Source organism: Xanthomonas sp. NCPPB 3200 (assembly GCF_056393585.1).
The window spans coordinates 197021-219787 of record NZ_CM150785.1 but is presented as its reverse complement, the minus strand read 5'-3'; the positions used below and the strand labels follow the sequence as shown (position 1 = coordinate 219787).

Here is a 22767-nt window from a genome sequence, read left to right as displayed (position 1 = left end):
GCACGCGCCGTGCAGGCCGCTGCCACGCATCGACCACGCCCACCTGACGGACGCAGTCGGGATCGCGGGCACTTACGCGCGCAGCGCGCGTGGCAACCACAGCGACAGTTCGGGGAAGAACGCCACGATCAGCAGCACACCCAGGGCCGCCAGCCAGAACGGCCAGATGGTGCGCATGCTCTGGGCGATGGTGATCTGCCCGATCGAGGTGCCGATGAACAGCACCGAGCCGATCGGCGGGGTGATCAGGCCGATGCCGCCGGCCAGCACCATCACCAGACCGAAGTGGATCGGGTCGATGCCGTAGGCCTTGACCACCGGCAGGAAGATCGGCGTGCAGATCAGGATCTTCGGCGCCAGGTCCATGAACATGCCCAGCAGCAACAGCATCACCACGATCATCAACAGCACCGTGTTCTTGCTGTCGGCGATGGCCTGCAGGAACTTCACCGCCGCCGCCGGCACCTGCAGGTAGGCCAGCAGCCAGCCGAACACCGCCGCAGTGGCGATCACGAACAGGATCACGCCGGTGGTGCGCGCCGCATGCGTCACCGCGGCGAAGAACTCGGCCCAGCGCAGCTGCCGATACAGCAGCGCGGTGACGATCAAGGCGTACACCACCGCGATCGCCGCGCTCTCCACCGCGGTGAAGATGCCGGCACGGATACCGATGAAGATCAACGCCACCAGGCCCAGGCCCGGCAACGCGCCGATCAGGCGCAGCGCCACTGCACGCCAGCCGGGGAACGGCTCGGTGCCGTAGCCGCGATGGCGCGCCACCGCATAACCGGTGACCATCATCGCCGCGGTCATCAGCAGCGCCGGGAAGATACCGGCCGCGAACAGGTCCGCGATCGACAGCCCGCCACCGGCCGCGGCAGAGAACAGGATCAGGTTGTGCGAAGGCGGCACCAGCAACGCCACCAGCGCGGCGGTCATGCTCACATTGACCGCGTAGTCGCGGTCGTAACCGCGCTTGATCATCTGCGGGATCATGGTGCCGCCGACCGCCGAGACGTCGGCGATCGCCGAACCGGACACGCCGCCGAAGAACAGCGACGACAGCACGCTGACCTGGCCCAGGCCGCCACGCACGCGCCCCACCAGCGAGGAGGCCAGCGCGATCAGGCGTTCGGAGATACCGCCGCGCAGCATCAGCTCGCCGGCGAAGATAAACAACGGGATGGCGATCAACGAGGCCGAGCCGCTGCCGGCGGAAATCTGCTGCACCAGCACCACCGTGGGCAGGTCCAGATACAGCAGCGTGGCCAGTGCGGCCGCGCCCAGCGCATACGCCACCGGCACGCCGATCAGCAGCAGCACCACGAAGGTTCCCAACAACATCGCAATGCCCATCAGCGCACTCCTCCGGCCTGGATCGGGCGCAGCACACGCCACAGCTTGTACAAGGCAAAGATCACCATCAGCGCACCGCCGATCGACAGCGGCAGGTAGTTGATGCTCTGCGGCATCTGCGCGCCGGCCATCTTGATATCCAGGCCATCGAGCAGCAGCGCCGCGCTCCACCACGCCAGCACCGCACCGATGGACATGATCATCAACGGGCGGATCAGGTCGAACACCCTGCGCACCAGCGGCGGCACGTGTTCGCCCAGCAGGTAGAAGCCGAAGTGGCGGTTGGTATGCACGCCGGCGGCCGCGCCCAGGCTCAAGGCGGTGCTGAGCAACAGCAGCGTCACCGGCTCGGTCCAGCTGGGCGAGTCGTTGAGCACGTAGCGGGTGAACACCTGCCAGCCCTGCACGACCACCAGGCCCAGCAGCGCGATGGATGCCACGCCAACGGCGGTATCGGAAACGCGGTCCAGCGCGCGCTGCAACGGCGCGACCGGGACGGCGACGGTCTCGGGTTCGGTCATCGGGTCACCTCTATGCAAAATCGCGGATGCGGCGGTACAGCGCTTCGATCTCCGGCTGCTTGCGGTATTCGGCCAGCAGCGGCGCGGCGGCGGCGCGGAACGCCGGCATGTCGACCTGATTGAGCTTGACGCCGTAATCGATCACCTGCTTGCGCGCGACGGTCTCCGAGGCATCCCACAGATTGCGCATCACTGGTACCGAGGCGCGTGCCAGTTCCACCACCAGGGCGCGATCGTCCGGGCGCAGCGATTCGAAACTCTGCCGCGACATCACCAGGATGTCCGGCGCATAGGAATGCTCGCTCTGCGACCAGTAATGCGCGGCTTCGAAATGCCGGCTGGACTGGAAGCTGCGCATGTTGTTTTCCGCACCGTCGATCATGTGCGTTTCCATCGCCGAGAACGTCTCGCCCAGCGACATCGGGGTGGGGTTGGCACCCAGCATGCGCATCAGCTTGAGGAAGATGTCCGACGAGGCCACGCGCAGTTTCAGGCCCTTGAGATCTTCCGGGCGGTGCAGCGGGTGCTTGGTGTTGTAGAAGCAACGCGCACCGGAATCGTAGATCGCCAGGCCCACCAGGTCGCGCTGCTCGAAGCTGCGCAGCACGCTGTCGCCGACATGGCCGTCGATGGCGCGGCGCAGATGCGGCACCGAGTCAAACACGTACGGCAGGCACAGCGCCTGGGTCAGCGGAAAGGCGTTGTTCAACGCGCCCGAATACACCCGGGTGATGTCGATGGCGCCAAAGCGCGCCATGTCGATCGCCTCCGACTCGCGGCCCAGCTGGCCGGAGTGGTACTGGCGCAGCTTGAGCCGGCCGTTGCTGCGTTGCTCCAGCTGCTTGCCGAACCACCGCACCGCCTCCACGGTGGGGTAGTCGCCGACATGCACGTCGGTGGCGGTCAGCAGCTGCCCGCCGGGGATCGGCGTGGTGGCACCCGCGCCCAGCCAGGGGCCGGCCGCGGCGGCACCGAGCCCGGCACCGAGGAAATGTCTGCGTGTGATCATTGGCGCCCTCCCAAGCGTCTGGTCACTGGGTCCGGCGTTACTTGGCGGACACAGCCGTACAGGAAATGTCGCCGATGCCGGCGAAGCGAATCAGGGCATGCTGTCCCACTTCGATGTCATGGATACCGGTGGCATTGCCCGTGGCGATGAGATCACCGCGCTTGAGCGGACGCCCGCGCCGGGCCGAACGACTGAGCGCAAATGCGTAGGCCGCGCGCAAGCCGCCCGGCAGCGTGGTGGCCCCGCCGGTGCCGACCAGCTGGTCGTCGATCAGGGTTTCGGCGGTCAGCGCAGATTCGTCGCGCGCCAGCCAATCGGTCACTTCCGGCCCCAGGATCAGGCCGTTGTTGTTGCCGAAGTCGGAGATCACCACGCGCGGGCCCAGCTTGTTGATCGTGGCCAGCGGGCTGCTGGCGATTTCCACGCCGATGAACAGCGTGGCCGGCAGCTGCGCCGCCTGGTCAGGAGTGAAGTGGGTCTGCTCGGCCGGCGCGTCCGCGTCCAGGCGCAGCACGTACTCGGCCTCCACCGCACCGAAGCCGCCTTCGTAGATCGGGAATTCGGTTGTTCCACCGGTAGCATTCCAGAGCTTGTGCGAAAAGATCGGGCCCAGCAGGCGTTCGTCGCCCGATGCATCGCGGCGCTCAGCGGCGATATAGCCCACCTTCCAGCCGACCACCTGGTCGTCCCACTGGCTGATGGCGATATCCTGCACCTGGTAGGCGGTGAGCAGATCGTCGGGGATCTGCCCTGGAAAGTCCGGCAGCGATGCCCCTGCACGGCGTGCCTCCACAAAGCGCTGGGCGATCTGCGACAGCGAGGATGTGGAGGATGGTGGGGTGGCGGCGTCGTTGCTCAAGGGTGTCTCCCTGATAGGTGTTTTTGTTGCACTGCCAATCGACAGTGGCACGGTGTGCTGTATATGGTAAACCGGTGTCATTGGCAATGTGCAGTGCGGCAAAACTGGCCGCAGCAACGAAGCAACCCTGGGAGGGGTGGATGGAACAGACAAGCCAAACGCGCGTGTTTGCCGCGTTTTCGAGCGTCATGCGCCGGTGCATGACGGTGGTGGTGATGGCAGGAGCGCTGCTGGCCGGGCCAGTGCTGGCGGCCGAGGTGCCCGGCGCCGATACCGCAGCCGAGCAGGCCAGCCGGATCCTGCTGTGGCCCAAGAGGATGGCACCGGGGGACAAGCCGCTGCCGCAGCCACAGCGCATCGTCCAACGCAGCAGCGACCCGGCCCTGCCCGATCGCTACATCCAGCAGATCAGCACGCCGTACCTGGTGGTCTACCGGCCCAAGCGGCCGAACGGCACCGCCCTGCTGGTCACCCCCGGCGGCGGCTACCAGCGCATCGTGCTCGACAACGAGGGCAGCGCACTGGTGCCCAGCTTCGTCGACCAGGCCGGCATCACCCTGTTCGTGCTGCGCTACCGCCTGCCCGGCGAAGGCCACCCGAACGGCGCCGACGTGCCGCTGGCCGATGCACAGCGTGCGCTGCGGCTGATCCGCGCCAATGCCGCCCGTTACGGCATCGACCCCCAGCGGGTCGGGGTGATGGGTTTCTCGGCCGGCGGCCATGTCGCCGCCAGCCTGGCCACCCGCTACGCCGCGCCGGTCTACCCCAAGGTGGATGCGGCCGATGCACTGAGCGCGCGGCCGGATTTTGCGCTGCTGATCTACCCGGTCATCGACATGGACAGCGCCAACGCGCACCCCGGCTCGCGCGAGCGCCTGCTCGGCAGCAGTCCAGGCGATGCGCAGGTGCGCGCGTATTCGCCGCAACTGCATGTGGATGCACGCACCCCGCCCAGCTTTCTGCTGCATGCGCAGGACGACACCGTGGTGTCGGTGCGCAACAGCCTGCTGATGCACGACGCGCTGCTGCGCGCCGGTGTGCCGAGCGAGCTGCACGTCTTTCCGCAGGGCGGCCATGGCTTCGGCACCGCCAGCGGCAGCGGCCTGACCGTGGCCGCCTGGCCGCAGCTGGCACAGGCCTGGATCGCGCATGTCGCCAAGACGCAGCCGCCGGCAGCTGCATCGGGACCGGCGCAGGACGTGGCGCGATGACAGCGCCGTCCGCGCCCGACACGCGCCGACGCACGCTGCTGCGTGGCGGCCTACTCGCCACTGCCGCCGCAGCGCTCCCCGGCTTTGCTGGCACCGCCGTCCCGCCGCCGCCGCGCGAGGCCAGCGCGCCGCTGGCACGCGTGCGTGGCGGCGCCTTGCGCGGTCATCGCGACCAGGGCATCTGCGTGTTCAAGGGCATCCCGTACGGCGGCGACACCGCCGCGCGGCGCTTCCAGGCAGCGCTGCCGGAAAGCCCATGGCAGGACGTGCGCGATGCCAGCGCCTACGCGGCGGCGGCGCCGCAGCTCAAGGCCAGCGAACCCACCAGCGAGGACTGCCTGTTCCTCAACGTATGGACGCCGGGCCTGCGCGATGGCGGCAAGCGTCCGATCCTGTTCTATATCCACGGCGGCGGCTATACCACCGGCTCCGGCAGCGACCCGTTGTACGACGGCGTGCGCCTGTGCAAACGCGGCGATGTAGTGGTGATCACCGTCAATCACCGGCTCAACCTGTTCGGCTACCTGTCGCTGGCGCAGCTGGGCGATGCCGGCTTTGCCGACTCCGGCAATGCCGGGCAGCTGGACCTGATCCAGGCACTGCAGTGGGTGCGCCAGCACGCGGGCGAATTCGGCGGCGATGCCGGCAATGTCACCGTGTTCGGCCAGTCCGGTGGCGGCGCCAAGATCGCCACCCTGATGGCGATGCCGGCCGCGCGCGGCCTGTTCCACCGCGCCTGGACCATGAGCGGGCAGCAGGTCACCGTGGCCGGCCCGCGTGCGGCCACGCAGCGTGCGCAGTTGCTGCTGGATGCCTTGAAACTCGCGCCCGGCGAGCTTGCGCGCATCCGCACGCTGCCGGTTGCGCAGCTGCTGGCTGCCGCGCAACTGCGCGACCCCTCGCGGGTGGAACACAGCGCGCTGTACTTCGGCCCGGTGCTGGATGCACGCAATGTGCCGGTGCATCCGTTCTGGCCGACCGCACCACTGCAATCGGCCAGGATTCCGCTGGTGATCGGCAATACCCGCGACGAGACGCGCGCGTTTCTCGGCAACGACGCGAAGAACTTTGCGTTGAGCTGGGACGAGCTGCCGGCCAGGCTGGAAAGCCAGCAGTACGTCGACCTGCTGCCGCAGGTGGTGATTGCCGAATATCGCCGGCTGTATCCGCAGTACTCGCCCTCGGACGTGTTCTTTGCCGCGACCACGGCGGGCCGCTCGTGGCGCGGCGCGGTCGAGGAGGCCGAGGCGCGTGCACGCCAGGGCGCACCGACCTGGGTGTATCAGCTGGACTGGGGCTCGCCGTTGGACGGCGGCAAGTTCGGCGCCTTCCACACGCTGGATATTCCGCTGGTCTTCGACACCATTGCGCAGCCCGGCTCGCGCACCGGCGACGGCGCCGCTGCGCAGCGCATGGCCGAGCAGATGAGCGAGGCGCTGCTCGCCTTCGCACGCCATGGCGACCCGAATCATCGCGGCCTGCCACGCTGGCGCCAGTACTCGTTGCAGCACCGCGACACGTTGCTGTTCGATGTGCCGAGCCGGATGGACAACGACCCGCGCGGTGGCGAACGGCGGCTCTACCAGCAGGCGCCCTTCATCCAGCGCGGTACGTTCTGAGCGCTTTCGTTCCGGCGGGGCGATCAGCATGTGGTGCGCGGTCGCCACCCGTGTACGAACGTCCGCAGACCGGGAGGTCTGCACAGGACACGCCGATTCCGCAGCGCTGGCCGCCCCCTATTCCGGCGAGCGCGCAGCCGTGGTTCAGTCGTTTTCGAGGTGATGCATGCGTAAGTACTCTGTTGTTGCACCAATGCTGCTGACAGGGCTGGCCGCTGCCTGCCTGATGTTTGCCGATGCGGCCGCTGCCGCGCCGGGCGATACGCCACTCGCATCCAGGGCATCGACCACCACCGCCGCTGTGCCCGCGCTTGCGGCCAGCAAGATCGTGCTGGTCGGCGACTCCACCACCGCCGTGCAGGGTGGCTGGGGACCGAGCTTTTGCGCGCAGCATGTGAGCTCGTTTCTGAGCTGCCTCAATCTGGCACGCGGCGGCCGCAGCACGTCCAACTACCGTGCCGAAGGTTCGTGGGACATCGCGCTGCACGAGCTACGCAGCGGCGGGTATCGCCAGGTGTATGTGCTGATCCAGTTCGGCCACAACGATCAACCGGGCAAGCCGGGGCGTTCCACCGACCTGGCGACCGAATTCCCCGCCAACCTGCGCCGCTATGTGGCCGAAGCGCGTGCTGCCGGTGCGATTCCGGTGCTGGTCACGCCATTGACGCGGCGGCAGTTCGCGCGCGGTCAGCTGCTGGACGATCTGGCGCCCTGGGCCGAGGCCACGCGCACGCTCGCGCAGGAATTGCAGGTGCCGTTGATCGACCTGCACGCGCGCAGCCGCGCCCTGGTGCAAGGCATGGGCCCGGTGCTGGCAATGCGCCTGGCGCAGCGGCCGGCCGATCCGGAGCAGGTGCTAGCCGCGCAATCGGGCACCACCATCGGCAAGACCCCGGCGCAAACCGCATCGACGCCAGCCGCGCCCGCTGTCGCCGCTGCGCGTGCACGGGACAACGCCAGTGCCGAGCCGATGGGCCAGGCCAAGCTGGCATTCGATTACACCCATCTGGGTGCGGACGGCGCCGACCTGTTCGCGGCGATTGTCGCCGACGAACTGGCCAGGCAAGTGCCTGCGTTGCGGCCGCTGTTGATTCCGTGATGGATGAGGTGATGCCTGCAGTGTGACGTGATGCATCGCAAGCACATGCGTTTGCGATGGCACTCTCACCACGCGTAAGGCTCAGCCCAGCACAGGCACCGGTGCATCCGCTTCGATCACCTGCTCGCGCTTGAGCTCTTCCCATACCGCTGCCGGAATCGCCACGCGCATCGAGGCCGCATTCGCAAGCGCCTGCTCGGCCGTGCGCGCACCCGGAATCACCGCGGACACCACCTTGGGTGCGGCGGCAAACTGCAGCGAGACCGTGCGCAGATCCACGCCGTGGCGCTCGCAGATGGCGAGTGCTTTCTGGCGCTTGGCCGGTGCCCATTCCGGCACGGTGCCGTCGTAGAGATAACGCTCGCGCCCGGCCAGATAGCCCGCCAGCAGCGGCGCACCGACCACCACCGACGCGCCATGCTTTGCGATCTTCGGGAAGGTGTCGTGCAGCGCCTGCGCGTGGTCGAGCAACGAGTACTGACAGGCCAGCAGGAAGATATCCGGGTCGGCCTCTTCGATCGCACGCAGGGCCGGCTCGGGGCGATTGACGCCAAAGCCCCAGGCCTTGATCAGGCCCTCCTTGCGCATCTTGGTCAGCTCGGGCATCGCGCCTTTCACCGCTTCGGCAAAGCGCTGTTCCCACGGCATCCCCAGGTCTTTCTCGTTCTCCGGTGACAGGTCGTGGATGTAGGCGATATCGATCTGCGACACGCCCAGGCGCTGCAGGCTGTCTTCGATCGAGCGACGCACGCCGGAGGCGCTGTAGTCGTAGCGATAGTCGAAGGGCGATGGCTGCTGCCACATCGTCTTCGGCGGTTTGTCGGTAGCAGTCAGCAGGCGCCCGACCTTGGTCGACAGCACATAGTCGTCTGCAGCGTGATTGTGCAGGTGGTGACCGGTACGGCGCTCGGACAGGCCCAGGCCGTACCATGGCGAGGTATCGAAATACCGCACGCCCGATTCCCACGCCGCAGCCAGGGTCGCTTCGCTTTGCGCATCGCTGCTCGGCGCAAAGCCATTGCCGATCGCCACGCCACCGAAGCCCAGTCGACTCGAGGGCCGATAGCGTGCGCCCTTGCTTGCGGGATTGGTCGGCAACGCCGATGCGGCGGCCTTGCCGCGCGTGGGCATCACGCTACCCGGTGCGGAAGTCTGTGCCAACAACGGGGCGGCGGCCAATGCGGCGGTGCCGGCAGCGGCGGCGGAAAGGAACTGGCGACGGGTATTCATGGGGAAAATCCTTGCAGCGACTCGATACGCAAGGATGGTCCCGTCTGCGTGCAGACAAGGTCAGCGCAGGGACCGCGGGCCTACACATGCAGGCAACGAACGACTCGCGTGCGGGTTTGAACAAGCAGGCACGTCAGCACAGGTTGTCAGCGGTCGCTGCTGGCGGTCATCGCATGCGCTGCATGCTCAGGGCATGCGGAAGTGGCTGGTGTGCGGGGCCGATGTACTTCATCGCATGGCATTGCCTAAGAGCGGCCAACACAGCGTCGCGATCGGTGGTCAGATGTGTTCGAACGGCGCGCGCTCAGAAGCGCAGTGCACGCATGGCACATGCCGCTTCCGAGCATCGGCCGCGCACGCATGACGGCTGTGCAGTCGTTTTTTGCTGGCCGCTCCAGATCCCTGCACACGTCTCTGTTGCACGGATCCAACTTCCGTCAGCGTATTTCCAGCAGCTGCAGCTGCGCACGCGGCGGGCCATCGCCCAGCCACAGCGTGCCCACACTGATCGGCAAGCTGAAGCGACGCGGACCGGCGCTGCCCGGATTGATGTACAGCACACCGTCGTGCGTGTGTATCGACGGCTTGTGCGAATGCCCGCTGATGATCACATCGGCAGCAACATCCGCTGCCAGCGTTTTCAGATCGTGCAACACATGGATGCGCACGCCTGCGATCAGCAGATCCAGCGTTTGCGGAAGCTGCGCTGCCCAGGGCTTGTTGTCGATATTGCCGGCGATCGCATGCAACGGTGCCAGCGCCTGCAGCGCGGCGAGGATCTCCGGCTTGCCCACATCGCCGGCATGGATTATCGCCGCGCAGCCCTGCAACGCAGCCACGGCCTCGGGCCGCAGCACGCCGTGCGTGTCGGAGATCAGGCCAATGCGTAAGACGGCAGCCGTCATCGGGTGTGGGTAAAGGTGGCGGGCGATCAGGATGCACTGCCCGGCGAGGCCGTCGCGTCAACGGGCCAGGTCTCGGGGCCAGCCGCATGGTCAGCGACCAAGCGCTCCGCTGCAGCTGATGCCTGGCACACCGTGGCGTGCCGGGCATCAATCACGTCAGTGCGTCGACTCAGCGCGCTGCGCGCGCTTCCACGCCCAGACGCTGTTGGGATCGCCCTGCAGCCCGCGCCGCCTGCTCGCACGCGCCAGTTGCCAGTACGCCCATGCCAACACCAGGGCGATCAGATCCACGACCAGCACCGTCGCGTCCTGCCACGGCAGCACCATGCCACGCGCGGAAACACAGCTGGCCAGCGGAATCAGCGCCGTGAGGACAGCGCAGGCCAGCAACACCTCGTACGCACCACGTGCGGTGGGGCGGACCAGCGCCCACACCAGCACGGCCGCAAAGACCGCGTAATAGACATAACGCTCCTGTCCTTGCGCAAGCAAACGTGCGGCGATGAACAAGGCCGAGATGCCGGCGACGCTGCCCAGGCACACGCCGATGGTGAGGCGTGCCATCGCGTGGGTGCGGCGCGGTTGATCCACCAGCCGACGCTTACGGCGTGTTTCGATCCACAGCAGGTTGCCGCTGTAGAACAGGAACGCACCGCCCAACCCGAGCAGGAAATACAGCCACTGCACCGGTGCACGCCCGAAGTTGCCGAAGTGCAGCCCTTGCAGCCCGCGCAAGGCGGCGGTGCCTGTCGACATCGCCCTTGGTTCGAGCACGCGCAGGACCTGGCCGGTTGCCGCGTCCAAGGCCACGCCACCGAGTGTGTTGAGGCGGCGCTGATCGTTGTGACCATACACTTCCGCGCGTGCATTGGCATCGCCTGCATCATGGAACCCGATGCTCTCCGGTACCAAGCCCGGGCTGGCTGCGCGCGCCTTGTCCAGCAGCACCGCAACCGGCAACACCGGCGCCGCACGCCTGGCCGGTTGCACATGCGGGGTGAGTTCGAACTCCGGTGCCAGGATCTGCATCAATTTGCCGTCGAACACCAGGAACTGGAACGGCGCCAGCAGCAGCACGCCCAGGCACAACACCGCGCCGGACCAGGCGAAGATCACATGGAACGGCAGCGACAACATGCCGACCACGTTGTGCGCGTCCTGCCACAGACGCTTGAGGTTATGGCCCGGCCGCAGCGCGAACAGGTCCTTGAAGAACACCGGCGCGTACAACACCACCCCGCTGAGCAACGCCAGCCCGTACAGCACGCTCACCACACCGAACAGATAGGTGCCGAACACGCGTGGCAGGCCGGCGGTGAAGTGCAGGTCGTAGAGGAAATCGGCAAAGCCCACGCGCTGCGGCAATTCCAGCAGGCGGCCATCGGCGGCCTGTTGATACTGCCGCATGCCGCCACTGGCCTCGGCCTGCGGCCCATACCAGTACAGCCGCGGAGTCGGCCCGTGCTCGCCGGGCAGCAGCACCAGGAAGGATTCGGCCACCTGCGGATGCCGGGCGATCACCGTATCCAGCAAGGTCTGCGCGGCGGCGACAGGATCTGCCGGCGCACGCTGTGTGACAGGCGGCGTGGCCTGCCAGCCGCTCAATTCATGCGTGAACACGGTGATGGCGCCGGCGTAGAAGGCGATGAACAAGGCCATGCCCGCCAACAGACCCATCCAGCTGTGGACCGACAGAAACGCGCGCAAGGTCGATGCTTTCATGCGCCCAGCTCCGTCCAGCCCAATGCCTTGATGCCTGCAAGCGCGAGGTAGCACAGCAGCGTCAACCCGCCGAGCACGGCCCAGGCGCGCGATGCGCGACGGAACACGAACGGCAGCGCCATCGCACCCACCCAGGCCGGAAACATCAGCAGCAACCATGCCAGCGTGTAGCTCTGCTGCGGCCCCGGTAGCAACAAGGCGCACAGGCCCACCACGCCGACCGCCAGCGGCAGACCCAGCACCACTGCGGCCAGCCACCTAGCCCACATGGCGCACCTGCCTGCGTTGCGTACGCGCCTGCTGCCAGGCATCCAGATACGGCAGCGCCACCGCCACCAGCATCAGCGCCGTCACTGCGGCGAAGATGCCGGCCCAGGTGCCCAAGGCCTGCATGGCGCAGCCCAGCGATAGCAGCAGCAATGCGCTGGCGCCGATGCGTAGCGCGCGTGCGGACAGCCGGCGCTGCGGCCACAGGCGTTGATGCCGTGTTGCCAGGTAGAAGGCCAGCGCCGACGCCGCAGCGCCGAGCAGATAACACCAGGTCATCCAACCGCTCATGCCTGCGCCTGCGCCGAAGCGGAGAACGGCAACACACCGAGCTGCGCTGGCCACATGCCGCCACCTTGCGCGCCGACACACGGAGAACGTGCAGGCCGCACCAGTGCATGCGCGCATCCAGCGATGCGCACGTCATGGATAAACGGCTCAACCGTCGAAGAAACCACAGCCATCAAAACGCCCACGCACAACACTCCCGTACACACGGTCGACGGAAGGCATGGCGGCGGCTGTGCCCGGCAGCCCTCCCCGGGCCGCCTAAGTAGCGGGTGTCACCCCGGCTGCACCACCCGGTGGGCGCGCAGCAAGGTGTTGGCCGCTCTACGGCGCGCAATCTAACAGGTGCCACAGCGCCGGACCAGCGGTCCGGCGCTGTGTGTGCTGCATCAGCCCTGCGGCGTCAGCACGATGACGCCCAGCGGCGGCAACAACAGCGGCAGGGATTGCGCATGGCCATGCATCGACTGCTGCTCGGCGCTCACCACACCGCCATTGCCCAGGTTCGCGCCGCCGTAGATGCCGGCATCGCTATTGAACACTTCGCGCCACTGGCCGCCTTGCGGCACGCCGATGCGGTAGCCATGCTGCACGATCGGGGTGAAGTTGATTACCACCAGCACCGGCGCATCGCCGCGCTTTGCCTTGCGCAGGAATGCGACCACGCTGTTGGCCGCGTCATCGCCGGCCACCCAGGCAAACCCGGCCGAGTCGTCGTCCTGCGCGTGCAGCGCGGGGTATTCGACATACAGCCGATTCAGATCGCGCACCAGGGTCTGCACGCCACGATGGCGCGGGTCGTCGAGCAGATGCCAGGGAATGCCGCCGTCGTGGTTCCACTCGGTGGGCTGGCCGAATTCGCAGCCCATGAACAACAACTTGCGCCCCGGGTGGGTGAACATGTAACCCAGGTAGGCGCGCAGGTTGGCAAAGCGCTGCCAATCGTCGCCCGGCATGCGGCCCAGCAACGAGCCCTTGCCGTGCACCACTTCGTCGTGCGAGATCGGCAGCACGAAGCGCTCCGAATACGCATAGACCATGCTGAAGGTCAGCTCGCCATGGTGGTAACGGCGGTAGATCGGATCCAGCGCGGCGTAATGCAGGGTGTCGTGCATCCAGCCCATGTTCCACTTGTAGTGGAAGCCCAGGCCGCCGTGCGCCACATCGGCAGTGACGCCGGGGAACGCGGTGGACTCCTCGGCAATCATCACCGCACCCGGGGTGTGTTCGCGCACCACCTCGTTGAGCCGGCGCAGGAAGGCGATGGTCTCGTAGTTCTCGCGCCCGCCGTGGATGTTGGGCACCCACTCGCCGGCATTGCGGCTGTAGTCGCGGTACAGCATCGAGGCCACCGCATCCACGCGCAGGCCGTCGACGTGGAAGCGCTGCAGGAACTCCAGCGCACTGGCGATCAGGAACCCGGACACCTCGCGCCGCCCGTGGTTGTAGATCAGCGTATTCCAGTCGCGGTGGAAGCCTTCGCGCGGGTCGGCATGCTCGTACAGCGCGGTGCCGTCGAAATGCGCCAGGCCGTGGGCGTCGGTGGGGAAATGCGCCGGCACCCAGTCGACGATCACGCCGATGCCTTCGCGGTGGCAGCGATCGACGAAGCGGGCAAAGCCATCCGGCGAGCCGAAGCGCGCGGTCGGCGCGAACAGGCCCAGCGGCTGGTAGCCCCACGAGCCGCCGAACGGATGCTCGGTCACCGGCATCAGCTCGACATGGGTGAAGCCCATATCGGCCACGTACGGAATCAAGCGGTCGGCCAGGCCATCCCAGTCCAGGTCCACGCCTTCCTCGCGCAACCAGGAACCGGCGTGGATCTCATAGATGCTCATCGGTGCGTCGTGCGCTTGGCGGCGCGCGCGCGTGGCCATCCAGCCGTCATCGCTCCACTGGTGCGGGGTGGGGTCGGCCACGATCGAGGCGGTGCCCGGCGCCAGCTCGGCACGCCGCGCCACTGGGTCGGCCTTGGCCGGCAACTCGTTCCCATGCGGGCCGCGTAGCTGGTACTTGTAATGCGCGCCCGGGCCGACGTCGGGCACGAACAGCTCCCACACGCCGGACTGGTGCCGCAGCCGCATCGGATGCCGGCGCGCGTCCCAACTGTTGAAATCGCCCACCACCGCCACGCGCGTGGCGTTGGGCGCCCACACCGCAAAGCGCGTGCCGCGTACGCCATCGACTTCGATCGCGTTGGCGCCGAGCGCGTCGGCCAACTGCAGGTGGTGGCCTTCGCTGATCAGGTGCAGGTCGAAGTCGCTGAGTTGCGGGCCGAACGCATACGGGTCGGCGGTGTCCTGCTCGCCGCCGGGCCAGCCGATGCGCAGGCGGTAGCCGCCCTGCGCCGGCAATGCGCCGGCGAACAGGCCCGGCTCCGGGCCTGCCTCCAGCGCGATGACCTGCCCATCGTCGAGCACGGCATTGACGTAGTTGGCACCCGGTTGATAGGTGCGCAGCAGCCGACCGCTATCGGTCGGGTGCGCGCCCAGAATGGCGAATGCGTCGCCATGGCGTGCCTCGGCCAGGGCGCGGGTTGCGCCGGGATCCCATCGATTGGTCACTGCTGTCGTCACTCCACTCATCATGTGTCTCCCGCACCAGCGCGCGCGCGGTGCAGGATGCGTCGCAAGCCCTCGATCGGCACCATCAGCCAGCCGGGGCGGTTGGCAGCCTCGTAACGCACCTCGTAACAGGCCTTCTCCACCAGGAACAGCAAGGTGGCTGCGTTGAACGCTGCCGGTGCGATCCACGGGTGCGTACTGGCGTCGAGCACGGCATGGTACGCGTCCAGAAACGCCTGTGTGGAGCGGCGACGGAACTGCACCAGGAACTCGTCCAGATGCGTGTCCACGCCCACGCCCGCACGGGCGGCGGTGCCTTCCTCGCCACGTGCCGACACTTCGCTGGCGTAATCGAGCGAGCGCAGGAAGCCGGCCACATCGCGCAGCGGGCTGGCCTTGGCGCGCCGCTCGGATAGCGGCTTGGCCGGCTCGCCTTCGAAGTCGATCAGCACCACATCGTCGAAGGCCACCAGGATCTGGCCCAGGTGGAAGTCGCCGTGCACGCGGGTCAGCAAGGAATCGGCCAGCACGCTCGGTGCCTGGGCGAGCAAGGCATCCAGCTGCGGGCGCTCGGCCAGCACCGCCTGCAGCGCTTCGCGTTCGGTCGCGTCATCGCTGCCGGCCAGGCGGGCATTGACGGTGTCCCACATCTCTTCGACCTGGCGTGCGACGCCGGCCACCACATCGTTGGCGGTGGGCAGGTCGATGCGCTGCGGGGCGAAGTCGGCATCGTCGGTGTCGCGCGACAAGGCCTCGTGCAACTCGGCCAGGCGCTTGCCGACCACTGCGGCGAAGGCGTCGTAGCCGGCGATGGCCTCGGCACGCGATTCGTCGGTCTGCGCGGTGGCGTACTCGTCGAAGCTGCGTGCCAGATGGTCCAGCGTCCAGCGCCAGGCATCGCCCTGGTTGCGGATGAAGCCCTGCAGCAGCGCGATCGTGGTGATGGTGCCCTGCGCATCGATGCGGCTGACGCTGCCCAGCAAGGGCGCGGCGTTGGCGTAGCCCATCTCGGTCAGGCGACGGCCGATCTCGATTTCCGGGTTGGCACCGTTGGCCACGTGCCGCAGCAGCTTGAACACCGCCTTGTCGGCCACCACCAGCGAACTGTTGCTCTGCTCGGCCGACAGCCAGCGGATCTCCGGATCCTGCGGTATTTCCAGCGTGGCCAACGCCGGTGTTGCCTCGAAGCGCACCTGTCCCTGCTGCGAGGCATCGTCGCCATCCCAGAACTCCAGGGCGGCGTTGTCGCGCAATGCGTCGATCACCCCGCGCACCATCGGCTTGAGCGCGAAGGCATCGGTGAGGTAACCCACCTCGCGGCCCTGGCGCACCCGTGCCAGCGCAAGCTGCTCGGCCAGGGTGCTGGGCTGGTCACGCTCCCACACGATGCCGACCGGCAGCATGTAGCTCTCGTGGTGGCCGTCTTCCAGCTCCACTTCCAGCTCCAGCAGACTCATTGGCTCGGCGCCCGGCAGCGGCGTACGGCGCGAGATGCGCACGTGCTTGAGTGCCTGATCCTTGGCAGAGAACCAGCGCCGTGCCGACAACCAGGCCGGCAGGATTTCCGCTTCCAGCGTGGGCAGATGCGGCAGCAGCGCATTGCTCTCGTCGGTGTCGCTGCGCAACACCAGCGTGCGGTAGTCCGGCAACGGCACCGGGCTGGGCACATGCCAGTCCGGCAAGGTGCCTTCGCTGACCAGCTGGAATGCGTAGAAGCCGAACGGCGGCACGGTGAGCAGATAGGTCAGCCGCCCGACCGGCGGGAAACTGCCGCCGCCGATGATGTCCACCGGCACGCGGCCCTCGAACTCGGACAGGTCCAGCTCCACCGCCTGCAGCGTGTGCGACAGGTTGGCCACGCACAGCACCGTCTCGTCCTGGTAGCACCGCAGGTAGGCCAGCATGCGGCGGTTGCCCGGATACAGAAAGCGCAGGCTGCCACGGCCGAAGGCCTGGTAGCGCTTGCGCACGCTGAGCACGCGGCGGGTCCAGGTCAGCAGCGAGTGCTGGTCGCGGATCTGCGCTTCCACATTCACCGCCTGGAAGCCGTACAGCGGGTCCATCACCGGCGGCAGCACCAGCTGCGCCGGGTCGGCGCGCGAGAAGCCGCCATTGCGGTCGATCGACCACTGCATCGGCGTGCGCACGCCATCGCGGTCGCCCAGATGGATGTTGTCGCCCATGCCGATCTCGTCGCCGTAATACAGCACCGGCGTGCCGGGCATGGTCAGCAACAGGGAGGTCATCAGCTCGATGCGGCGGCGGTCGCGCTCCAGCAGCGGCGCCAACCGGCGCCGGATGCCCAGATTGATGCGCGCGCGACGGTCGGCCGCATAGGTCTGCCACAGGTAATCGCGCTCCGAATCGGTGACCATTTCCAGCGTCAACTCATCGTGGTTGCGCAGGAAGATCGCCCACTGGCAGCTCTCCGGAATCTCGGGGGTCTGGCGCATGATGTCGGTGATCGGGAAGCGGTCTTCGCGCGCGATCGCCATGTACATGCGCGGCATCAGCGGGAAGTGGAACGCCATATGGCATTCGTCGGCGTTCTGGCCGAAATACTGCTGGGTGTCTTCCGGCCACATGTTGGCCTCGGCCAGCAGCATGCGGTCCGGGTACTCGGCATCCAGCGTGGCGCGGATCTTGCGCAGGATCGCGTGGGTTTCCGGCAGGTTCTCGTTGGAGGTGCCGGAACGCTCGATCAGGTACGGCACCGCATCCAGACGCAGGCCGTCCACGCCGCGGTCCAGCCAGAAGCGCATCACTTCCAGCACCGCTTCCAGCACTGCGGGGTTGTCGAAGTTCAGGTCCGGCTGGTGCGAGTAGAACCGGTGCCAGAAGTACTGCCCGGCCACCGGATCCCAGGTCCAGTTGGATTTTTCGGTATCGCAGAAAATGATCCGCGTGCCTTCGTATTCCTGGTCGGTGTCCGACCACACGTAGAAGTCGCGCTCCGGCGAGCCGGCCGGCGCGTTGCGTGCGCGCTGGAACCACGGGTGCTGATCGGAGGTGTGGTTGATCACCAGCTCGGTGACGATGCGGATGCCGCGTGCATGCGCCTGCGCCACCAGCTGCTCGAAGTCTTCGATGCTGCCGTAGTCCGGATGCACCGCCATGTATTCGGCGATGTCGTAGCCGTCATCGCGGCGCGGGCTGGGGTAGAACGGCAGCAGCCAGATGGTGTCCACGCCGAGTTCGGCGATGTAATCCAGCTTGGAAATCAGCCCCGGGAAATCGCCGATGCCATCGTCGTTGGAGTCGAAGAACGACTTGACGTGCACCTGATAGATGATCGCGTCCTTGTACCAAAGCTGGTCTGCAACCACCGCGGACTGCTCCGCGTCGGCTTGTAACGATGGGACTGCATTCATGCGACCTCTCCTGCGCGGATGCGCCATAACGCGAACGGCCGCGTCGCCTCTAAACGGATGTGTTGCTGTTTGCCCTGCCAAGTGAAGCGATGGCCGTCCCACAGGTCGTCCACCGCCACGCTGGCGTGATCGGGCAGGCCCAACTCCCACAATGGCACTTCGATTGCGGCATCCTGCGCAGCGTTGGGGTCCAGGTTGATCGCCACCAACACCATGCTGCGGCTGCGCGACAGGTAGCCGGCATCCAGGAACTTGCCGAAGTACAGCACCTGGTCGTTGTGCGCCTGGTAGAAGCGGGTGCCCAGGTGCGACTGCAGCTCCGGGTGCATGCGGCGCAGCTGGTTGAAGCGGGTGATCTCATCGACGATGTCGCCAGGCGCACGCTCGGGCCAGGCGCGCAGCTGGAACTTCTCCGAGTCCAGATACTCTTCCTTGCCCGGCGCCAATGGCGTGGCCTCGCACAGCTCGAAGCCCTGGTACATGCCCCATAGCCCCGACAGCGTGGTCGCCAGCGCGGCGCGGATCAGATGCCCGTTGCGCCCACTGATCTGCAGGAACAGCGGATTGATGTCCGGCGTGTTGACGAAGAAGTGCGGGCGGAAGCATTCGCGCGGCACGCCCTGGTTCAACTCTTCCACGTACTCCTGCAACTCGTGCTTGTGGTTGCGCCAGGTGAAGTAGGTATAGGACTGCGAGAAACCGCACTTGGCCAGACGGTACATCATCTTCGGCCGGGTGAAGGCCTCCGACAGGAACACCACATCCGGCCGGCGCCCGCGGATATCGGCAATCAGCCACTCCCAGAACGGGAACGGCTTGGTATGCGGGTTGTCGACGCGGAACAGCGTCACGCCCTCGTTGACCCAGAACAGCACCGCATCGCGCAACGTGTTCCACAGGTCCGGCACCGCGCCGCTGGCGTAAAAGTCGACGTTGACGATGTCCTGGTATTTCTTCGGCGGGTTCTCCGCATACGGAATCGAGCCATCCGCGCGCCAGGTGAACCAGTCCTTGTGGTCCTTCAACCACGGGTGATCCGGCGCGCACTGGATGGCGAAGTCCAGCGCCACTTCCAGCCCATGCGCACGTGCGGCCTGGATCAAGCGGCGGAAGCCCTCAAGCCCGCCGAGCTCGGCATGCACCTCGGTGTGGCCGCCATCGGCCGCGCCGATCGCATACGGGCTGCCCGGCTCGCCGTCGACCGCGGTGACCGAGTTGTTGCGGCCCTTGCGATTCTTCGCGCCGATCGGGTGGATCGGCGGCATGTACAGCACATCGAAGTTCATCGCGCGGATATGCGCCAGGCGCTTGATCACATCGTCGAAGGTGCCGTGTTGCTGCGGATCGCCGCTTTGCGAGCGCGGGAACAATTCGTACCAGCTGGCGAAATGCGCCGCGCGCCGCTCGGACTCCACCCGGAAGGTCACCGGCGTCTCGGAACGGAACGGCTTGTCGTCGGCTGCTGCCATCGCCTGCGCGGTGTCCGGCTCCAGCACGATCGCCAGCTGCTGCAGCGGCTCGCTCTGCGCACCGATGCGGGTGAGGACGGCCTGCAGGCGCTCGGCCAAGGCACCGCTGCTACGTGCATGCGCGGCCTGCACCACGGCCACCGCTTCCTGCACGTCCACCGGCAGCACCGTGTTGGCGGCACGCTTCTTTTCCAGATCCGCATGCAAGGTGGCGAACACATCGCGCCAGCCTTCCACCCGGAACTCATAGGTGCCGATGCGCTCCAGCGGAAACTCCGCACGCCAGCGATCGTTGCCCAACGCGCGCATCGGCGCGCTGGCCCAGGTCTTGGCATCGGCCGGGCGCCACAGCACCGCCACCGCGATGCGGTCGTGCCCATCGCAGAACGCATCGGCTTCTACGCAGATGCGATCGCCCACGGTGCGCTTGACCGGGAAGCGGCCGTTATCGACCGAGGGCGTCACCGACTCGATGCACACGCGCGGCCAGGCGGCCGCGGTCTGCGGGCGCGGGCGCATGCGCGGCACCGCCAGCACGTGCCGTGCCGGCACGCTGCGATAGACCCGCACCTCGCCCGGCTCCAATGCTTCCAGCGTCGCGCCGGAGAGCGTGCTGCCATCCTCGCCCACCAGTGCTTCGGCATCGCCGAGCAGGCGCAGCAGATCCGGCGCCGGGACCGGCACCACATGATCGGCATCGCCATTGATCAACAGCAGCGACGGCAAGCCGCCCAGCGGCTCGATCGCCACCGCCGTCAGGCCGGTGCCCTCGCGCAGCAGCGGACGCAACCGCAGGCCGGCATTGCTCGGCGGCACGCCATCGCGGGCCCTGATCGACAAGGGCAACGTCTCCAGCTGCGTCTCGTCCAGCAGCCACGCACCGCCCAGTGCCTGGGCCAGTTGCCAGTGCTGCCCGGCAGTGGCCGTACGTTTGCCATCGGGCGTGCCCACCACTGCAACAACCTGCGACGCCAACGCGCGCAGTGCCGTGTCTTCGTCGAAGAACCAGCTGCCGCGGCCGTCCCACCATGCGAGCGAGGAGAACGCCGCATCGAACCCGGCACCGGCCAGCTGCTGCAAGGCTTCGATGCCCAGGCCCGGCGTCCACGCCGCAAACACCACCTCCGGTGCCTGCGCATGCACGCGGGCGATCAGCTCGCGCCAGCGCTGCGCCGGCACCTGCTGCGGCTGCAACAGGCGGAAGCCGGCCACGCCCTGCGAGGCCCAGTCCAGCAAGCGCGCGCTCCACCACTCCACCAGCGCCGCACCTTCCTGCGCATAGGTAAAGCGCGCCTCGGCCACTTCGGGCGTGGCGCGCGGCTGGCGCGGGTCCGGCACCGCCGTGCTGCGTGCGCGGAACCACTGCGGGTTGTCGCGCACCACGGCGCTGGCACCGCCCACTTCATCCAGCCGCACATCGAGCAGCAGCTTCACGCCGGCCCGGTGCGCGGCCTGCACCACCTCGCGCAGACGCTGCGCGTCTTCCTCGCTGGTGGTGGCGACCTCGCTCAGCCGGCCTTCGGCGTCGCGTGCAAATGGCGGCGCGAGCACCACATGGTCAAAGCCGGCCTCGCGCGCCGACTTGCAGCGCTGCTCCAGCCCGGCCTGCTCGCCGGCTGCCTCATTGAGAACACAGATCCGCATAGCGCCCCCTCAGCAGACCACGGCGCGCGCACGCACCGTGACAAAGGAGACGACGCGGGCCGACCCACCCCGCAGATCCACCGGCGCTCGGTCACGACGCACCAGTCCAACTCCCGTCCGGATCGACCCCTGCCTACTCAAGGCCTGGCCGACCCTTTCTACCGTGACTGCACTCATGCGCAACTCCGCAACGATTCTTGACCCATGCAGTCAAGCACCCCCACTGCGAATTTCATGTGTCGGTGGAATTGACGAAAATCAAACAAGCGCGGCAGTGGTGAGGGCTCAGGCAGCGCTGGCCAACTCCCAAGGGTTGTAGGCTATGGCCTCAACCTGCAGGGAGAGCAAGGATGCGGAGCTACGTCATGGCGGCGCTGCTGGCCATCGCCACAATTGCAACGGCAAAGGATCAGAGGCTGAGCCCGGGTCGTGCCGGAGAGATCGTAGGGCTTTGGCAAGACGTCAGCGTCAACGACGACATCGTCAAGGAGGACTACGCCGGCTTCGTCCAGGTCGTCGACCTGGACAAGGATGGAGTCGATGAGATCGTCTATCTGAGTTTTTCGTATTGCTCGGGTGTCAGAACCTTCGATCGTTGCCGCTGAGCAGAAGGTCGCTTGCCATCGCGTTTACGGCAACGCGACGTGGGCTCGACCGCATTGCCAGAGCACGTTTGATCGACGTCCGCGCAGGTCCCTAGAGCTCAAGATGGCGACGTCGCGCTCACTCGCCGCTTGCAGACCAGGCGTGGCAGACCGGCGATCTGCCACGCGCACGCTCACATCGCCTTCTTGATGGCTTCCGCCTTCGCCAGGTGCTGCTCGACGTGCGTCTTGGTCTCGGTCAGGTGCTGCTTGACCGGCTCGGTCGACGCCACCGTCATCATCTGCGTCTCGATCAGCTGCAGCGCGTCCTTGTGCCCGGCGATCATTGCATCGATGTAGGCCGCCGCGTAGTCCTTGCCGGACTTCTGCCCCAGCGCAGACAGGTCTTGCTCGCCCTTGCTCTCCAGCTTCTTGACGTCCGGGGTTTCGGCCAGCGTTCCCAGCGCCTTGGTCTTGTCCAGGTTCTCGGTGTGCTCTTTCTCCATCATCTTCGCGTACTCCAGCACCGCGCCGGTGACCTTCTTGTCCTGCGCCTGCTTCGCTGCGGCGATCTCGTGGTTGTCCACCGCCCCGAGCAAGCCAAGGGCGATGTCGTCGCCGGAACTCGCGCGCGCCGCGCCTTCAGGCGCCGGGCTGGCTTCGCCGACAGGCGGCGTGGTCGGGGTCGCCGCGCCACCGGTCGCCGTCGGCTCGGTGGACGCGGCAGGCGCTGCGGCCTCCTTGTCGGCATTCGGCTTGCAGCCAGCGAGCGCCAGCGCCGCGACGATGGACAGGACCAACAGTGACTGTTTCATGCTCCACTCCCTCTCGATTGGAGACAGCAGCATCTGCCTGCCCAGGTGAAGAAGGCTCATACACGTCCACTGCGTGATTCAGACGTACGCATCTCCCGCAGGCGAATGCACAACGCCGCACCACGCCGCAATCGGCGGCCCGCGCTTGCGTCGGGCGTGGAACAGGACGTGGTCAGCGCGGCTATGGCGTGCGTGGCGTGTGGTGGCACTTTCCTGCTGAAAGACGGCCGGGTT

Annotated in this window: 17 protein-coding genes and 1 other RNA gene; 4 read left to right on the top strand and 14 right to left on the bottom strand. The window is 67.1% G+C overall.

The genetic code is table 11. The features are described from left to right. Positions 1-72: 72 nt before the first annotated feature. From AC06DU_RS00865 to AC06DU_RS00850, 4 genes are read right to left on the bottom strand one after another with little or no spacing between them, the layout of a single operon-like run. Entirely contained in the window at positions 73-1356 is a 1284-nt protein-coding gene (locus AC06DU_RS00865; protein WP_016901232.1) for a TRAP transporter large permease, read from the bottom strand. Further along, positions 1356-1877 carry a TRAP transporter small permease gene (locus tag AC06DU_RS00860; RefSeq protein ID WP_016901233.1) on the bottom strand — a complete coding sequence of 174 codons (522 nt, stop codon included), beginning with the start codon at positions 1875-1877 and terminating at the stop codon, positions 1356-1358. The genes AC06DU_RS00865 and AC06DU_RS00860 overlap by 1 nt, the downstream gene beginning before the upstream one ends. Positions 1878-1887: 10 nt before the next feature. After that, on the bottom strand, positions 1888-2886 hold the full coding sequence (locus AC06DU_RS00855; RefSeq protein ID WP_184631357.1) for a TRAP transporter substrate-binding protein: 999 nt from the start codon (positions 2884-2886) through the stop codon (positions 1888-1890). A 37-nt stretch (positions 2887-2923) separates the two neighbouring features. Then, positions 2924-3745 (bottom strand): 2-keto-4-pentenoate hydratase, encoded by an 822-nt coding sequence (locus tag AC06DU_RS00850; protein WP_039514172.1) that lies wholly within the window; start codon positions 3743-3745, stop codon positions 2924-2926. A 140-nt stretch (positions 3746-3885) separates the two neighbouring features. Here AC06DU_RS00850 and AC06DU_RS00845 point away from each other — a divergent pair, with 140 nt between their 5' ends. The 3 genes from AC06DU_RS00845 to AC06DU_RS00835 all read left to right on the top strand — a co-directional run bounded on the left by AC06DU_RS00845 (position 3886) and on the right by AC06DU_RS00835 (position 7674). Further along, entirely contained in the window at positions 3886-4956 is a 1071-nt protein-coding gene (locus tag AC06DU_RS00845) for an alpha/beta hydrolase (protein ID WP_478203273.1), read from the top strand. After that, the gene (locus AC06DU_RS00840) at positions 4953-6575 is read left to right on the top strand and encodes a carboxylesterase/lipase family protein (protein WP_478203271.1); all 1623 of its coding nucleotides are present in this window, start codon (positions 4953-4955) and stop codon (positions 6573-6575) included. Before AC06DU_RS00845 ends, AC06DU_RS00840 begins: the two co-directional genes overlap by 4 nt. A 166-nt stretch (positions 6576-6741) precedes the next feature. Then, positions 6742-7674 carry a rhamnogalacturonan acetylesterase gene (locus AC06DU_RS00835; RefSeq protein ID WP_478203269.1) on the top strand — a complete coding sequence of 311 codons (933 nt, stop codon included), beginning with the start codon at positions 6742-6744 and terminating at the stop codon, positions 7672-7674. An 81-nt stretch (positions 7675-7755) separates the two neighbouring features. On the opposite strand, the gene AC06DU_RS00830 is transcribed toward AC06DU_RS00835, so the two are convergent. The 9 genes from AC06DU_RS00830 to AC06DU_RS00790 form a co-directional block, all read right to left on the bottom strand. Beyond that, the gene (locus AC06DU_RS00830; RefSeq protein WP_478203268.1) at positions 7756-8904 is read right to left on the bottom strand and encodes an aldo/keto reductase; all 1149 of its coding nucleotides are present in this window, start codon (positions 8902-8904) and stop codon (positions 7756-7758) included. Positions 8905-9157: 253 nt separating this feature from the next. Next, positions 9158-9236, bottom strand: a non-coding RNA gene (locus tag AC06DU_RS00825) — sX9 sRNA. Positions 9237-9341: 105 nt separating this feature from the next. Further along, positions 9342-9809 (bottom strand): metallophosphoesterase family protein, encoded by a 468-nt coding sequence (locus AC06DU_RS00820; RefSeq protein WP_184457722.1) that lies wholly within the window; start codon positions 9807-9809, stop codon positions 9342-9344. 156 nt (positions 9810-9965) lie between these two features. Continuing rightward, positions 9966-11531 carry a PepSY-associated TM helix domain-containing protein gene (locus tag AC06DU_RS00815; protein WP_478203266.1) on the bottom strand — a complete coding sequence of 522 codons (1566 nt, stop codon included), beginning with the start codon at positions 11529-11531 and terminating at the stop codon, positions 9966-9968. Then, entirely contained in the window at positions 11528-11800 is a 273-nt protein-coding gene (locus tag AC06DU_RS00810) for a hypothetical protein (protein WP_026064062.1), read from the bottom strand. The genes AC06DU_RS00815 and AC06DU_RS00810 overlap by 4 nt, the downstream gene beginning before the upstream one ends. Then, complete coding sequence (locus tag AC06DU_RS00805) at positions 11790-12089, bottom strand: hypothetical protein (protein WP_478203265.1); 300 nt, start codon at positions 12087-12089, stop codon at positions 11790-11792. Before AC06DU_RS00805 ends, AC06DU_RS00810 begins: the two co-directional genes overlap by 11 nt. Before the next feature lie 386 nt (positions 12090-12475). Beyond that, complete coding sequence (gene glgB / locus AC06DU_RS00800) at positions 12476-14650, bottom strand: 1,4-alpha-glucan branching protein GlgB (protein ID WP_478203263.1); 2175 nt, start codon at positions 14648-14650, stop codon at positions 12476-12478. Positions 14651-14670: 20 nt separating this feature from the next. Further along, complete coding sequence (treS, locus tag AC06DU_RS00795; RefSeq protein ID WP_478203262.1) at positions 14671-18021, bottom strand: maltose alpha-D-glucosyltransferase; 3351 nt, start codon at positions 18019-18021, stop codon at positions 14671-14673. Then, on the bottom strand, positions 18018-21134 hold the full coding sequence (locus AC06DU_RS00790) for a maltotransferase domain-containing protein (protein ID WP_478203261.1): 3117 nt from the start codon (positions 21132-21134) through the stop codon (positions 18018-18020). The genes treS and AC06DU_RS00790 overlap by 4 nt, the downstream gene beginning before the upstream one ends. Before the next feature lie 365 nt (positions 21135-21499). Between AC06DU_RS00790 and AC06DU_RS00785 the strand changes: the two genes are divergently transcribed. After that, entirely contained in the window at positions 21500-21739 is a 240-nt protein-coding gene (locus tag AC06DU_RS00785; RefSeq protein WP_478203260.1) for a hypothetical protein, read from the top strand. Positions 21740-21912: 173 nt separating this feature from the next. On the opposite strand, the gene AC06DU_RS00780 is transcribed toward AC06DU_RS00785, so the two are convergent. Then, entirely contained in the window at positions 21913-22533 is a 621-nt protein-coding gene (locus AC06DU_RS00780) for a DUF4142 domain-containing protein (protein ID WP_478203258.1), read from the bottom strand. Positions 22534-22767 lie beyond the last annotated feature (234 nt).